The following is a 14,756-nucleotide window of genomic DNA, read 5'->3' as shown; positions in this document are numbered from 1 at the left end:
ATGCCCTTGAACGAAATTCTGACCCACTTCCCGCTGGCTTTCGTCGTCATCGCCGGGGTAGTCGGCCTGCTGGTTGGCAGCTTCCTCAATGTTCTGGTGTGGCGCCTGCCGAAAATGCTCGAGCGCGACTGGCGCGTGCAGGCCCATGAGATCCTCGGGTTGCCCGACGAAACGCCGTTGCCGACCTACAATCTGATGCTGCCGCACTCCCAGTGCCCACATTGCGGCCACCGGATTCGTGCCTGGGAAAACATTCCAGTGTTCAGCTTCCTGTTCCTGCGCGGGCGCTGTTCGGCCTGCGCGACGCCGATCAGCAAACGCTATCCATTGACCGAGCTGGTCTGCGCCCTCCTGTCGGCGTTCATTGCCTGGCACTTCGGCTTCGGCTGGCAAGCCGGCATGGCGATGCTCCTGACCTGGGGCTTGCTGGCCATGAGCCTGATCGACGCCGAGCATCAACTGCTGCCGGATGTACTGGTGCTGCCGCTGATGTGGCTGGGGCTGATCGTCAACAGCTTCGCCCTGTTCGTGACATTACCTGAGGCGTTGTGGGGCGCCATTGCCGGCTACATGGCGCTGTGCACGGTGTTCTGGGTGTTCAAGCTGCTCACCGGCAAGGACGGCATGGGGCATGGCGACTTCAAGCTGCTGGCGATGTTTGGCGCCTGGGGCGGTTGGCAGATCCTGCCACTGACGATCGTCCTGTCATCCCTGGTGGGCGCGATCATCGGCGTGATTTACCTGCGCCTGCGCAAGGTACAAACATCGACACCCATCCCTTTCGGCCCCTATCTGGCCATTGCCGGCTGGATTGCCTTGCTCTGGGGTGGTCAAATAACCGACTTCTATTGGCAGTTTGTCGGTCTGAAATGAATACCCCTGTGGAAAAACCCTGGATTCTCGGCTTGACCGGCGGCATCGGCAGCGGCAAAAGTGCGGCGGCCCAACACTTTATCGACCTGGGCGTGCATGCGGTCGATGCCGATCATGCCGCTCGCTGGGTGGTGGAACCGGGTCGGCCGGCACTGGCAAAAATTGCCGAACACTTTGGTCCCGGCGTGTTGCAAGCCGACGGGCAACTGGACCGCGCCGCGTTGCGCAAACTGATCTTCGAAGTACCGGAGCAACGCCTCTGGCTGGAGGCCTTGTTGCATCCGCTGATCGCCGAAGAGATTGCCCATCACCTGGCGCTGGCAAAATCACCTTACGCGATCCTGGTTTCGCCGCTGCTGATTGAGTCCGGCCAGTACGCCATGACCCAACGGGTTTTGGTGATCGATGCCCCGGAACAGTTGCAGATCGAACGCACCCTGCGGCGTGACCAGACCAGCGAACAGCAGGTCCAGGCGATCCTCAAGGCGCAGTCCAGCCGCCAGGATCGCGTAAGCCATGCCGACGACGTGGTGGTCAACGACCGCGACCTCGCCTGGCTGCACAGCGAGGTCGAACGCCTGCATCACTTTTACCTTACTTTGCGTGGAGGCCAATCATGAGCCAGACCCCAACCGTCGAATGCCCAACCTGCGGTGCCCCTGTCGAATGGAGCCCCGAGAGCAAATTCCGGCCGTTCTGCTCCGACCGGTGCAAATTGATTGACCTGGGCGCCTGGGCGTCGGAAGAGCACAAGATTCCAGTGGCCCCGGACGCCGAGGACGAATTGTTCAGCGGCGATTTCGACCCGCGTCATTGATCCCGATCATCAGCGGCCTGGCATTTGACCGAAATCGAACCGGCGAGCCAGGCCCTGATGCTGCTTTTCAGGGCTTGCCCCCTAAAATCCAGCATTTTAGCGAATGCTATACTTCTCTCGAATTGCATGAATGTGCAACGTTCCCCACGGGGACTGTTACCGACGGCACAATCTCGGTAATTGGCTGCAGGACACAGGAGGTTCAAAGCCAACACGAGATGGGAGGTGTGGTATGAATCGACACTATTACATCAGTGACAATCTCGACGATCTTGAAGCCGTTGAAGATGAACTGGAAGCCAGCGGCATCAATTCCGAACAAATTCATGTGCTCAGCCAAAAGGTTGCTGATGTTGAACAACATCACCTCCATGAGATTAGCTCGTTAATGGAACAGGATGCTGTTCGTTCTGGTGAGATTGGTGCGGTGATCGGTCTGCCACTGGCCGCGCTGGTCCTGGGTGGCGCCTATTGGATGGGCTGGACCGAATCTGCCGTAGGCTGGATGCCCTTCATCTTCCTTGCCATTGTTGTCCTGGGTTTTTGCATCTGGGAAGGCGGTTTTTTCGGGTTCCAGGTGCCGAACACTCACTTCCGCAATTACAAACAGGCGGTACAAGAGGGCAAACACATCTTCTTCGTGGATGTCGATCCGAATCAGGAATCCCTGTTGGATCAGGTAATCGGACATCATCCCAATCTGATGATCGCCGGCACGGGAGCGGCAGCCCCCCACTGGACAGTCGCCTGGCAGCACAAATGGCATCAGTTCAAGCGGGTGATATCGGGTTAGCCCTGGAGACTCAAGGCCACCGAAGCGGCTTATTGGCCGAAGGAAATGACCCGGCTGAGGAAAACATAGTCTGCCTCGGTGGCCATCAGTCCCACGAGTACCAGTAAACACAACGGTGGCAACAATATGGCGTACACCATGGCCAACCGTTCCCAGGCCATGTGCATGAAGATGGAGACAATCAAGCCTGCCTTCAGCAACATGAAAGTGATAATCAGCGACCACCTGAGGTAGCCGTGGAACTGGAAATAATCGACAAGATAGGACAGGGTGCTGAGAACGAATAATAGTCCCCAGATTTTGAGATACAAGCTGATTGGATGTTGCTGACCTTGAGCGTGTGCCATCACCCGTGCTCCTCTACCATAAATAGAAGAAAGCAAAAATAAACACCCACACCAAATCCACGAAGTGCCAATAAAGCCCGGCTATCTCGACGTTCTGATAGTTTCCGGAGCGCTCATAATCTCCGCGCAATACTTTCATCGCCACAATGCTGAGGTAGAGGGCGCCGATGGACACATGCAGTCCGTGGAAACCGGTGATCATGAAAAAGCTGGCACCAAATTGCGCCGCCCCCATAGGGTTCCCCCAAGGACGCACCCCTTCTGAAATGAGTTTGCTCCATTCAAAGGCCTGCATTCCGACGAAAGTCACCCCCAGGGCTGCAGTCGCCAGCATCAGGGCGGTGGTTTTCGCGCGATCCCGGCGATAGGCGTAATTGACGGCCATGGCCATGGTGCCGCTGCTGCTGATGAGCACAAAGGTCATGATGGCGATCAGGATAAGCGGGATTTCCTTACCGCCAATCGTCAGTGCAAACACTTCACTGGGGTTCGGCCAGAGGTCGGTGATGGTCATGCGTACCGACATGTAGCCGGTCAGGAAACAGGTGAATATAAACGTATCGCTGAGCAGGAATATCCACATCATCGCCTTGCCCCAGTGGACCTGCTTGAAAGCATCCTTATCCGAGGCCCAGTCGCTGGCGATGCCCTGCCATCCCGGTGCAGGCAGCGGACTCGCTGGATCGGACTCGACGGGGGTTTGCGGATGCGATGCCATGGTTTTTCACCTCAGGCCGCAGAGTCTGGCGATGGTTTCATAGGTTTGTGGCGTGCTGGTCAGCAGCGCGAACAGCACGAACCAGAGACCCAATAGGTAGTGCCAATAGATGGCACAGAGCTCGATGCTGGCGCTGAGTTGCGGCAGCGGCACCTGACGCAGGAATTTAACGACGGTCCGACCCCAGGCAATCAACCCGCCCAACAGGTGGAGGCCGTGCACACCGGTCAACAGGTAGAAAAAGCTGTTGGCCGGATTGCCGGCGACAAAGTAGCCCCAGTCGACAAACTGCTGCCAGACCCAGAGTTGCCCCGCCAGAAAGGCAATGGCAAATCCTCCCCCCACTACAAATGCAATGACCATTGCGTCCATGCGAGCCCGGCGGGCGGCCATGCGCGACCACTGCAGTGCGATGCAACTCAATACCAGAAAAGCCGAGTTCACCCACAGTTGCCAAGGATTGGCCAGTGGCGCCATGGGTTCTGTCAGGGGTAGCCAGTCGGCCATCTGCGAGCGGGCGATAAAAGCGAGCAGGAAGAGAAGGAACAGCGAGCTCACCACGGCCAGAAACAACCGCAGGCCTGTTTTTGCGATCTGGTTTCTTTCGGCACCCTCGGTGGACTGAATACCGTCAGGATCACGATTCCAACTGCCGCCGGGGTCAGCGCCGTCGGCATTTCTCAATAGCAGTCTGTTCATGTCTTAACATCCGCTATCTTGGTTCCGGCACTGAGTTGCCGCATTTGCTCCAGCTCCTCGGCGGAGACCGTTTGCGGCACGAAATCCTGCTCTATCCCCGGCACGCTGTAGTCATAGGCCCAGCGATGCACGACTGGCAGCTTCGCTCCCCAGTTACCGTGAACCGGTGGGGTGTCCGGGGTTTGCCATTCCAGACTGGCCGCGCCCCAGGGGTTACTGCCGGCGGGTTTACCTTTGAATACACTCCAGGCCATGTTGAACACGAACAGCAACTGGGAAACGCCGACGATCAATGCGACCACGGTAATGAAGGCATTCAACTCTTGTGCCGACTGCGGGATGAAGGCGTAGTTGTCATAGGCGTAGTACCGACGCGGCATGCCCTGGAAACCCAGGTAGTGCATGGGGAAAAAGATGGCATAGGTGCCCAGGAAAGTTATCCAGAAATGTAACTTGCCCAGGGTGTCGTTAAACATGCGCCCGGTGACTTTAGGGAACCAATGATAAATGCCGCCGAACACCACCAGTACCGGTGCGACCCCCATGACCATATGAAAATGGGCGACAACGAAATAGGTGTCCGAGAGCGGAATATCGACGATCACATTGCCGAGAAACAACCCGGTCAGACCGCCGACCAGGAAGGTGACGATAAAGGCCAGGGCAAACAGCATCGGCACGGTCAGATGGATGTCGCCCCGCCACAGGGTCAGCACCCAGTTGTAGACTTTCAGTGCCGTCGGCACTGCGATGATCAAGGTGGTGACGGCGAAGAAAAAGCCAAAATACGGGTTCATGCCGCTGACATACATGTGGTGCGCCCAGACCACAAAGCTGAGCACGCCAATCGCAATAATCGCCCACACCATCATTCGGTAGCCGAAGATGTTTTTACGCGCATGGGTGCTGATCAGGTCGGAAACCAGGCCAAACGCGGGGAGCGCAACGATATAGACTTCAGGGTGGCCAAAGAACCAGAACAGATGCTGGAACAATATCGGGCTGCCACCCTGGTGATCGAGCGGCTGCCCCAGCGAGATCATCGCCGGCATGAAGAAACTGGTGCCCAGGAGTTTGTCGAACAGCATCATGACCGCACTGACAAACAACGCCGGGAACGCCAGCAACGCCATGATCGAGGCCATGAAGATGCCCCACACCGAGAGCGGCATGCGGAACAAGGTCATCCCGTGGGTGCGCGCCTGCAACACCGTGGTGACGTAGTTCAACCCACCCATGGTGGCGGCGACGATGAAAATCGCCAGCGAGACCAGCATCAGCACGATGCCCCACTCGACCCCTGGCGTGCCTTGACTGATCGATTGTGGCGGATATAGCGTCCAGCCCGAACCCGTTGGGCCGCCAGGGACAAAGAAACTGGCGAGCAACACCACTACCGCCAGCAGGTAGAACCAGTAACTGAGCATGTTGACATAGGGGAAGACCATGTCACGGGCGCCCACCATCAACGGGATCAGATAGTTGCCGAAGCCCCCCAGAAACAGGGCCGTCAGCAAGTAAATGACCATGATCATGCCGTGCATGGTCATCGCCTGATAGTAAGTACTGGCATCCATGAACGCCAAACTGCCGGGGAAGCCTATCTGCATGCGCATCAAGCCGGACAACACCACGGCGATAAGCCCCACGAACAGCGCCGTCAAGGAATACTGAACGGCGATGACCTTGTGGTCCTGACTCCAGATGTATTTGGTCAGGAAACTCTTGGGTTCGTGCAGTGCTTCTGTTTCGGCTTGCTCCGCATAGGCCATCACGTCATCCTCCTGTCGAAGTTTCGGTGCATTCCTGGCTGTTTACGGCGACTTCCCTGGTTGCGCCTTGCTCGCGTCGGCATTGGCTTTGGATTTTATAAAGGCGATCAGCGCGTCCAAGTCCTTATCGCTCGGTTTCAAAGCCGGCATGACGGCCGCATAGCCCTTGACGATTTTGCCAGCGGGATCAAGAACCGATTCTTTCAGATAGCCCTCATCGGCCTTTACGCTCGTACCGTCGGCCAGGGTGACTGTCGAGCCATACAGGCCCTGCCAGGTGGGGCCGACGCCCTTGTTGCCATCGACACTGTGACAGGCCAGGCAACCGAGCGATTGGGCCAGCTGTTGTCCCTGCGCCACCAAGTCCTCGCCCGGACCCGACGCTTGCGGCGCAGCGCCCAGTGATTTGATCAGGGCGACGATCGCAGCCAGTTCATCGTCCTTGAGAGTATAGGCCACCATCACCGGCGGGTAGCCCTGTACCAGGCGGGCCTGCGGCTTGAGGATCGACTCTTTCAGGTAAGCCTCATCGACCAGCGCACTGGTGCCGTCGGCAAACTGTTCAGTGCGACCGTACAGCCCCTTCCATCCCGGGCCGAGACGGGTACTGCCATCCTGGCTATGGCAGGCACTGCAACCGTATTGCTCGACCAACTGGCGACCCTTTTCCAGCACGCTGTCCTGACCGGGTTTGGCAGCGGTGGCCAATGTCTGCGCAAAGCTCGGCTGGCCGCTCAACCATTGATCGAAGGCGCCCTGCTCCTCCACGATCATCTGGCCGCGCATGTTGTAATGGCCTACGCCACAAAACTCGGCGCACAGGACTTCATATTTCCCGGTTTTAGTGGGGGTAAACCAAAAGTACGACACCATCCCTGGCACCATATCCATCTTGCTGCGAATTTGCGGGATGTAGAAGTTGTGCAACACATCTTTGGAACGCAGTAAAACTTTTACCGGCTTATCAAGTGGAAGCCTGATTTCATTGTTTTTTATAAGTACATCGTCCTGCCCGGCGGGGTCTTTTGGATCAACACCGAGGGGATTGGTGGCATCGACAAACTTGATATCCGACCTGCCCAACTTCCCGTCCTGGCCGGGAAAACGATAGGTCCACTGCCATTGCTGGGCGACCACTTCAAGTTCATAGGCCTCTTTCGGAACCCGGATGAAATCGTTGTAGACCACCAGGCCTGGCGCCAACATGGCGGCGATACCGATCGAGGTAACGACAATCAACCAGAATTCCAACTTCTTGCTTTCTGGTTGGTAGTGCGCCCTGGCACCTTCCTTGTGACGATAACGCATCACGGCGACTGCCATGAACACCGTAATGGCGATGAAAAATATTCCGCTAATGATCAAAGTGATGAACAGCGTGGTGTCTATTGATCCCCAGTTGGAAGCGGGCGGTGCCGCATGCCAGGGCGCTAGTACATGAAAGAGCACTGAGGCAATAACGATTAGAATCAAGATAATTGCTATCGCCATTTTCTCTTCATCCTATTGCTGTTGCTCACAGGCCTCGCGCAAGCACCGCCACTGACGTCCAGACAGGGCCGGCAACTACCACCCAAGGTGGCAAATCCAGTGAAAAGTATAGGTCGGCAAGCGAGACCCGGCAGGCGGCTATACTCAATGGCAGTCCAGCAGCCCCGATGGAGGATTCGTCATGAGTAACCTGACGCTCGAAGGCCGGTGCAAACCCAACCCCAATCAACCATCCGACCCGATAGGCGAAATCCATTTTTACGTCGACGGCCCCCTCCATCTACGCCTGGAGGAAGCGGAAGAACGCCTGCAGAAGACCCCTGACCTGAAAGAAATCATGGTCGACGTCGACATGAACACCTTGAACCTGGTCTTGCCAGAGGGGTACGGCCCCTTGTCTGACTGTCAGATGCGCGTCTATCTGCATTACGAGCGTGGTCAGTTCCATCTGGTCGGACACCGGGCGAGCGATGGCAGCCTGATCTATTCCAACGTGGTCCTGATTGATCAGTTGATTGATTGAAACGGCAGGTTTGAAAGGGATCAAGACTTGGGATCGTCGTCCTTCCAGGGCGCCGACAGATAGCGCGTACGGTTGAAGGTCTCGAGCCACTCGGGGCAGAACACCACCAGCGCGCTGACCACCATGCCGTTGATGAACGCCTCCGGAAAAATGAGCAGCCACAGGTAGCCAATGAAGTCTTCGAGCCAGTAAGGCATGGCAAACCGCTCGTCGTACCACAACAAGGTCAGCGACAGCACCAGGCACAGCAACGCTGTAAGGGCTGCAGCGAAGAAACCGGAAACGAAGATGTACACGAAGGGGTTTCGTGGCTGCGCGCGCTCCACCAGAATCGCACAGCATTCGGTGATCAACACCGGCAACAAAATGAACAGTGCGCCATTGACCCCCATGGCCATGAGGTCCTGACGGCCCAGCAGCACCAGCCCCGTTTGCGCCACCACTGCGCCAACGATCGCCAACGGCCAGTCGAGCAACAGGGTCACCGCGGTCATGCCGATAAAGTGATAGGACACGCCGGTATCGAAATCCCGTCGCACCAGCCACAGCGCGAACAGCGCGAACACCGTGCCGAACAACAAATGCTGGCGACGGCTGTCGCTGAACAGTTCGACCCAGGACACTCGCGCAACGGCCCAGATCAGCACCGGCACATAGATCAGCCACCCCACGGTGAGGGTTGCGGGTGACAGCAATTCGGCGCCGATCATGACGGGGCACACTCCCTTGTCTTGCCGATAGAGAACAGGCCTTCAGTCTACACCGCCCTCTGCCGGCCCCTCGACTTCACGCCCAATGCCGGGGATCGTTGATCACCGCTTCATGCTCGGCGAACAATCTGGGCAGCTCGATCTTGAGAAAATCCACCCAGGTGCGGACCTTGGCATCGAGAAAGCGCCGCGACGGATACAGCGCATACACATTACGCTGACGCGGCCGATAGTCCGGTAGCAAACGCATCAAGCTGCCGTCGCTCAAGAAACGCGTGGCGGTGTAGAACGGAATCAGGCTGATGCCCATGCCGGCCTCCGAAGCCTTGACCATCGACTCGGCGACATTGCACTGAAAAGTCCTGGACGGACTGACCGCATGCTCGCCCTCCTCGTCCTGAAACAGCCACTGATCGCTGTACAACGGGTCGAGCATGCGCAAGCACTGATGATCGCCCCAGCGCCAGCGGATGATCCGGCACACCCCGGCGTTGCAGATATTGCGGGGAAGCGCAGGGCACGCTGTAAAACCGCCCGACGACCCTGGGTGACCAATTGCGAATCGGCCAGTTCCTGGGCCGTCGAAATCACCACGTCGTGGCCTTCCTCCAGCGGGTCGGGATTGCGCTGCGACAGGGTCAACTCGATCACCACACCGGGATAAAGCTCGCTGTAGCGGGCAGCCCGCCGCGTGCCCTACAACGTCATCGGTGATTGCACCAGCAGCCTGTGATTCGCCTTGGCACTCAGAGCAGCGTCCAGGTGTAACTCAGGATCAAGCGGTTTTCATCGATATCACTGCGGTAGTTGGACCGCGCCATCGCATTGCGCACACGGATGCCGAGGCCTTTGAGGCTGCCGCTCTGCAGCACATAGCCGATGTCCAGGTCACGTTCACGGTCCTTGCCCTCATAGCCTTTCCCTGTGTCTACATTGTTGCCGGAGATGTAGCGCACGGTGCTGGTCAACCCCGGTACCCCCAGGGCCGCGAAGTCATAGTCGTAACGCGCCTGCCAGGAGCGTTCATCGGTGGAGGCGAACTCGTAGGTCGGCACTTCGTTGCCCAGCGGTGAGATGTTGGCGAACACCCGTGGGAACGCGCTGTCGCCGTACATGCCCTGATAGCCGAGATAAAATGTGTGACCGCCGCGCTTGGCCGACAGCAGCGAAAAGAACGCCTGGTTGTCGATATTGCCCAGCAGTTTTTTGCCGTCCTCGCGCGAATCGAAGTAGCCGAGGTTGGCCCCCAATACCCAGTCACCCATCGGCTGGCTGTGCTTGAGCCCCAGGAAGCGCTGGTTGTAAATGTCTTCCAGTTGCCCGTACCAGGCGCTGACCGAGCTGCGTTTATCGTTGAAGACGTAATCAGCCCCGGCAAAATTGAAGCCGTCACTGCTGACCTGACGTTGCGGGACATGACCGAGCATGGCCTGCATTTTTTCGTCACCGGCCTCGTTGCGCAGGCTGGTGGAATTCAAATGCCCGCCCTGCAGCGTCAGGCCATTGATCTCGCTGGAACTGATGCTCGCACCCTGATAACTGGGCGGCAGCAGTCGGATATCGCTGAACACCAGCACCGGCAGGTTGGGTTGCAACTCCCCCACTTTGAGTTCGGTTTTGGAGTAGCGCATCTTCAAGGCGCCCTCCAGACGGCTGTAATCGTTCGCAGCACGCCCGTCATCCTGCACCGGCAGCAAACCTGTATTGACCCGATCCGGGCTGCTGTCGAGCTTGAGCCCGAGCAGGCCGATTACATCCACGCCAAAGCCGACGGTGCCCTGTGTATAACCCGATTTGACGTTGAGGATGAATCCCTGCGCCCATTCTTCGGCCTTCGATTGCTGATTGGCCCCGACGATGTCGGAATAGTCGCGGCTGAAGTAGTAGTTGCGTGCCTGCAAGGTGGCCGTGGTGTCTTCGATGAAACCGCCCTCGGCGGCCATCGCACCGGTGGAGAAACCCGAGACGACAGCCATGGACAACACTGAACCGGTTGTTGGAAGAATCTGTTTCATCGTTTTTTCTCTTATTTTTATTGATCGACAGGTAGAAGTGCCTTGGCCGCAGCGCTTTCGCGGCGTGGGGTGGAGCGACGGCTGCTCAACATCAAATGGGTGACCATGCCGAAAATCAGTCCCCAAAAAGCCGCGGACAACCCGAACAGCGACATGCCCGAGGCGGTGGTGAGAAAGGTCACCAGCGCGGCTTCGCGATCGCTTGGCACCGCCATCGCGCCCGCCAGCGCTCCGGCAATCGCCGCGAACAGCGCCAATCCGGCGAGGGCCGCGATCAGTTCCTTGGGGAATGCGGAAAACAGAGAGACCAGGGTGGCGCCGAAGATCCCCAGCACCAGGTAGCAAAGGCCACCCACCACCCCGGCCACATAACGCTTGCCGGGATCTTCGTGGGCCTCGCGGCCGGTGCAAATGGCCGCGGTAATCGCCGCCAGGTTCAACCCGTGGCAACCGAACGGCGCCAACAGGGCCGTGCCCAAAGCGCTGCTGGCGATGATCGGCCCCGATGGCGTGGCGTAGCCGCTGGCGCGCAACACTGCCATGCCCGGAACGAACTGGCCGGTGAGCGCCACCATCACCAGCGGCAAGGCAATGTTCAGCGTTGCGCTGAGGCTGAACGCCGGGGTGATCCACACCGGCGTGGCCAAGCCGATGACCAGTGCCTCGCGATGCAGATCACCGGCGAGCAACGCCATCGAGCAACCCACCAGCAGGACCATCAGCACCGCATACCGCGGCATCAGCCGTTTGCAGATCAGGTACGTGACAAACATCGCCAGCACCAGCAACGGCTTGCCCTGCAACGAGACGAACAGCCCGGTGCCGAAGCTGAACAGAATCCCCGCCAGCATCGCCGCCGCCACCGCTGCCGGCAGCTTGCCGATGATCCGGTCAAACGCCCCCGAGACCCCGACCAGGAAAATGATCAGGCTGCTCACCAGATAGGCACCCACCGCTTCCGGCAGGGAGATTGCTGGCAACAACGCCACCAGCAACGCCGAACCGGGCGCCGACCACGCGATGATCACCGGCACGCGGTAGCGCAAACTCAGGCCGATGCCGAGCACGGCGCTGCCGATGGAAATCGCCCAGACCCACGACGACAGCACCTCCCGCGACAGGTGCGCGGCCTCGGCGGCCTGGAAAATGATCACCAGGGGACCCGCGTAGGAAATCACCGTGGCGATGAATCCGGCCACGGCCGCAGACGGGGAAAAGTCGCGCATCAAGGTCTTCATGAAGCCTCGCCGACAGCTCCGCCAGACGCGCCCTGCTGCGCGCCTGATAGTGATTGTCGGGCACTGCGCCGACTGCTGATGGCGAACACCGTCATGGCGATGGCGGCAATCGCACCAGGCAAGGCAAACGCCATGAAGTTCAGTTGCAGCGGTAAGCTGATTCCGAGCAAGGCCCCCCCCAGCAATGGCCCGACGATCGCACCATTGCGCCCGATGCCCGAAGCCCAGCCAAGACCCGTGGACCGAATATTCATGGAGTAGAACTGGGCGGCGCAGGCGTACAGCAGAATCTGCGAGCCGATGGTGGTGGCGCCAGCGATGGCGATCAACAGGTACAGCACCGGCATCGGGCTGTTGAAGCCCAACAGGGTGATCGACACCGCCGCCATGGCGAAGAACACCGACAGCACACGCGGCAGGTTGAGCTTGTCACCCAGCACACCGCCGCCGACTGCACCGAAGATCGCGCCGAAATTCAGCACCAGCAGGAACGACAGGCTCGAGCCCAGGCTGTAACCGGCGTTGGCCATCAGTTTTGGCAGCCAGGAACTCAAGGCGTAGACCATCAGCAGGCAGCAGAAAAACGCCAGCCACAGCATCAGCGTGCGCAGCGCACGGCCCTCGCGGAACAACTGCAACACCGGGGTGCCAGTGCCCTTCACCTCAATCATGTGCAACTGGTCATCGGCTTGTGCGACATAGGCCGGGTCGATCCGCTGGAGAATCTTGCGGGCTTCGTCATTGCGCCCCTGGCGCAGCATGAACCCCACCGACTCGGGCAGGAAATACATGATCAGCGGCAACAGCAGCAACGGCAGGATCGCCACGTAGAACACCGACTGCCAGCCGAAGCTCGGGATCAGCACGATGCCCAGCCCGGCGGACAGCATGCCGCCCACCGAGTAACCGCTGAACATGATCGCCACCAGGGTGCTGCGGATTTTTTTCGGCGCGTATTCGTTCATCAACGCCACGACATTGGGCATCACGCCACCAATGCCCAGGCCGGCAATGAAGCGGCAGATACCAAACTCCGTGGGGTTCCTGGCGAAACCGTTAAGCACGGTGAAACCACTGAAGAGGATCACGCAAAGGGTGATGGCTTTCTTGCGGCCGATCCTGTCCGACAGCGGGCCGAAGAACAGTGCGCCGAACATCATGCCAAACAATGCATAACTGCCCAGCGCACCCGCTTGCAGGGGACTGAGCCCCCATTCCTTCATCAACATCGGCAGAACCACGCCGTAGATCACCAGATCGTAACCGTCGAAGATGATGATCAGTGCACACCAGAACAGCACCATCCAGTGAAAGCGGTTGAAGCGAGCCTTGTCGATAACCTCGTGTACGTCGATTTTGCGCATGGCGTTCATCTCTTGTTGTTTTTCTTTTAAGAGCATCGGGAATACGGCTTACGTCCGTACAGCCGATGCTAGAGGCGTCTGGCGCAGGTCAATATCCGCATCGCGCAGATCGCTATCCGTTTTGTGCAGAGGCGTAATGAGGTGTTGCAGGCGGGAATTTCGCAGCGGTATTTGCACCTGTGCGACAAACTGTTTTCTTTGCGATCAGATTTGAGCGCTAAGCTTGGGCCTATGGATGACTCAGATTACTTACGCCTGCTGACCATTGCGGCCGAGCAAGCCAACGCGTTCCTGTCCAATGCCCGCAAATGGGAGCGAGAGCGTTGGGTCTGCCAGCGCCTGCTGCAAGGCCTGAACATTCCCTACCGCGCCGACGAATTCGCCCCGGCAGGAGAGCCGCCGGACGTGTTGTTTCGCGACGCCAGTTTCGAGGTGTTCTTCGTTCTCGACGAGGGCCGACGCCTCAATGATGAATGGCGCGACGAACTGCAACGGCGGCGCAGCGCGTTCTCCCTGAGCCAACTGGTCCGGCGCGAGGCCAAGCCCCGCCGCATACCGGCCAACGAGTTCTTGTTGCGGCTGGCGCCGACCTTGCGCAAAAAAGCGCACAACTACAAAGAGCGCGGCATGGACCTGGGCGAGCTGGACATCATTGCCTTCGCCAGCCTCAAGCGCGAAGTGCTGGACCTCAACAGCCATTTCCCACCACCCACCGAATACCTGCGCCAGGGCTGGCGCTCGCTGTCGCTGGTGGGCCCGACCTTCGCCCGCGTGTTGTTCGCGCATCCCGATGCACCGGATTTCCTGCGCAGCAACCTGGGCCGCAGCATTGTGTTCGACGTCGGGATCAGCCTGTGAGCCCATTGCAGGAACTGATTGGCGAAGTGCCGCAGATCGGTCGCGTACGCTGGATCGGCGTGCGTCCCGAACCTCACGTGCCAATGATCGAACTGGATGCCGTGGAGGCGCGACTGGAGGCCGGCTTGACCGGCGATCGCGCCCGCCCTGGCGTGCGCAATGCGCGGCAGGTGACGCTGATTCAGTGGGAGCATCTGGCAGTGATCAGCTCGCTCATGGGTCGCCCGGACGATCAACCGGTCAAGCCTGAAGATCTGCGGCGCAATCTCGTTATCAGTGGCATCAATCTGTTCAGCCTCAAGGGCCGGCGTTTCCGCATCGGTCAGGCGATTTTCGAAACCACCGGCTGGTGCCAACCCTGCGCACGCCTGCAACACAAGCTGGGCCCCGGGACGTTCCAGGCCGTGCGCGGACATGGTGGAATCACCGCCCGGGTGTTACAAAGTGGCATCATTCGACTGGACGACAAGGTGAGCGTCGAGCCCATTCCGGTCAGCGGCTATGCTCCGTTCAACGTTCGTTGAGTCTGCCTGTAGCT

General features: G+C 58.9%; 16 protein-coding genes and 1 pseudogene. 7 read left to right on the top strand and 10 right to left on the bottom strand.

What is annotated here, in order from left to right; all coding sequences use genetic code 11:
• The 4 genes from ACIO0C_RS21380 to ACIO0C_RS21365 all read left to right on the top strand — a co-directional run bounded on the left by ACIO0C_RS21380 (position 1) and on the right by ACIO0C_RS21365 (position 2,483).
• Positions 1 to 873 carry a prepilin peptidase gene (locus ACIO0C_RS21380; protein ID WP_401315035.1) on the top strand — a complete coding sequence of 291 codons (873 nt, stop codon included), beginning with the start codon at positions 1 to 3 and terminating at the stop codon, positions 871 to 873.
• Positions 870 to 1,493, top strand: coding sequence for a dephospho-CoA kinase (gene coaE / locus ACIO0C_RS21375; RefSeq protein ID WP_272603583.1), 624 nt, complete (start codon positions 870 to 872; stop codon positions 1,491 to 1,493). The genes ACIO0C_RS21380 and coaE overlap by 4 nt, the downstream gene beginning before the upstream one ends.
• Positions 1,490 to 1,690 carry a DNA gyrase inhibitor YacG gene (gene yacG / locus ACIO0C_RS21370; protein WP_008058361.1) on the top strand — a complete coding sequence of 67 codons (201 nt, stop codon included), beginning with the start codon at positions 1,490 to 1,492 and terminating at the stop codon, positions 1,688 to 1,690. Before coaE ends, yacG begins: the two co-directional genes overlap by 4 nt.
• Positions 1,691 to 1,922: 232 nt before the next feature.
• Entirely contained in the window at positions 1,923 to 2,483 is a 561-nt protein-coding gene (locus ACIO0C_RS21365; RefSeq protein WP_401315033.1) for a magnesium transporter, read from the top strand.
• Positions 2,484 to 2,512: 29 nt separating this feature from the next.
• Here the strand turns inward: ACIO0C_RS21365 and ACIO0C_RS21360 are convergent, their stop codons facing one another.
• Genes ACIO0C_RS21360 through ACIO0C_RS21340 form a run of 5 tightly spaced genes read right to left on the bottom strand, consistent with a single transcriptional unit; the run spans position 2,513 to position 7,510 of the window.
• Positions 2,513 to 2,830, bottom strand: a complete 318-nt coding sequence (locus tag ACIO0C_RS21360; RefSeq protein WP_401315032.1) for a cytochrome C oxidase subunit IV family protein — start codon at positions 2,828 to 2,830, stop codon at positions 2,513 to 2,515.
• 13 nt (positions 2,831 to 2,843) lie between these two features.
• On the bottom strand, positions 2,844 to 3,548 hold the full coding sequence (locus ACIO0C_RS21355) for a heme-copper oxidase subunit III family protein (protein ID WP_401315030.1): 705 nt from the start codon (positions 3,546 to 3,548) through the stop codon (positions 2,844 to 2,846).
• Between the two features lie 6 nt (positions 3,549 to 3,554).
• The gene (locus ACIO0C_RS21350) at positions 3,555 to 4,247 is read right to left on the bottom strand and encodes a cytochrome c oxidase subunit 3 (protein ID WP_401315028.1); all 693 of its coding nucleotides are present in this window, start codon (positions 4,245 to 4,247) and stop codon (positions 3,555 to 3,557) included.
• On the bottom strand, positions 4,244 to 6,019 hold the full coding sequence (gene ctaD, locus ACIO0C_RS21345; RefSeq protein WP_401315079.1) for a cytochrome c oxidase subunit I: 1,776 nt from the start codon (positions 6,017 to 6,019) through the stop codon (positions 4,244 to 4,246). The genes ACIO0C_RS21350 and ctaD overlap by 4 nt, the downstream gene beginning before the upstream one ends.
• A 42-nt stretch (positions 6,020 to 6,061) precedes the next feature.
• The gene (locus tag ACIO0C_RS21340) at positions 6,062 to 7,510 is read right to left on the bottom strand and encodes a c-type cytochrome (protein ID WP_401315026.1); all 1,449 of its coding nucleotides are present in this window, start codon (positions 7,508 to 7,510) and stop codon (positions 6,062 to 6,064) included.
• Between the two features lie 181 nt (positions 7,511 to 7,691).
• On the opposite strand from ACIO0C_RS21340, the gene ACIO0C_RS21335 reads away from it, so the two are divergent.
• Positions 7,692 to 8,033, top strand: coding sequence for a hypothetical protein (locus tag ACIO0C_RS21335; RefSeq protein ID WP_401315024.1), 342 nt, complete (start codon positions 7,692 to 7,694; stop codon positions 8,031 to 8,033).
• A gap of 20 nt (positions 8,034 to 8,053) precedes the next feature.
• Here the strand turns inward: ACIO0C_RS21335 and ACIO0C_RS21330 are convergent, their stop codons facing one another.
• The 5 genes and pseudogenes from ACIO0C_RS21330 to ACIO0C_RS21310 all read right to left on the bottom strand — a co-directional run bounded on the left by ACIO0C_RS21330 (position 8,054) and on the right by ACIO0C_RS21310 (position 13,360).
• Positions 8,054 to 8,743 (bottom strand): energy-coupling factor ABC transporter permease, encoded by a 690-nt coding sequence (locus ACIO0C_RS21330; RefSeq protein WP_401315023.1) that lies wholly within the window; start codon positions 8,741 to 8,743, stop codon positions 8,054 to 8,056.
• A gap of 76 nt (positions 8,744 to 8,819) precedes the next feature.
• A pseudogene (locus ACIO0C_RS21325) lies at positions 8,820 to 9,424 on the bottom strand (substrate binding domain-containing protein); the annotation flags it as partial.
• 65 nt (positions 9,425 to 9,489) lie between these two features.
• Positions 9,490 to 10,758 carry an OprD family porin gene (locus ACIO0C_RS21320; protein ID WP_401315022.1) on the bottom strand — a complete coding sequence of 423 codons (1,269 nt, stop codon included), beginning with the start codon at positions 10,756 to 10,758 and terminating at the stop codon, positions 9,490 to 9,492.
• 17 nt (positions 10,759 to 10,775) lie between these two features.
• Positions 10,776 to 11,996, bottom strand: a complete 1,221-nt coding sequence (locus tag ACIO0C_RS21315; protein ID WP_401315021.1) for a benzoate/H(+) symporter BenE family transporter — start codon at positions 11,994 to 11,996, stop codon at positions 10,776 to 10,778.
• Entirely contained in the window at positions 11,993 to 13,360 is a 1,368-nt protein-coding gene (locus tag ACIO0C_RS21310; RefSeq protein ID WP_401315019.1) for an aromatic acid/H+ symport family MFS transporter, read from the bottom strand. Before ACIO0C_RS21310 ends, ACIO0C_RS21315 begins: the two co-directional genes overlap by 4 nt.
• 231 nt (positions 13,361 to 13,591) lie before the next feature.
• On the opposite strand from ACIO0C_RS21310, the gene ACIO0C_RS21305 reads away from it, so the two are divergent.
• A complete protein-coding gene (locus tag ACIO0C_RS21305) occupies positions 13,592 to 14,218 on the top strand; it encodes a DUF1780 domain-containing protein (protein WP_007970534.1) in 627 nt (208 codons plus the stop codon).
• A complete protein-coding gene (locus ACIO0C_RS21300) occupies positions 14,215 to 14,742 on the top strand; it encodes an MOSC domain-containing protein (RefSeq protein ID WP_401315018.1) in 528 nt (175 codons plus the stop codon). Before ACIO0C_RS21305 ends, ACIO0C_RS21300 begins: the two co-directional genes overlap by 4 nt.
• Positions 14,743 to 14,756 lie beyond the last annotated feature (14 nt).

It is taken from the genome of Pseudomonas sp. NPDC087336 (genome assembly GCF_044744285.1).
Classification (GTDB): Bacteria; Pseudomonadota; Gammaproteobacteria; order Pseudomonadales; family Pseudomonadaceae; genus Aquipseudomonas.
Note: the sequence above shows the minus strand (reverse complement) of the source record. Positions and strands in the feature narration are given on the sequence as shown.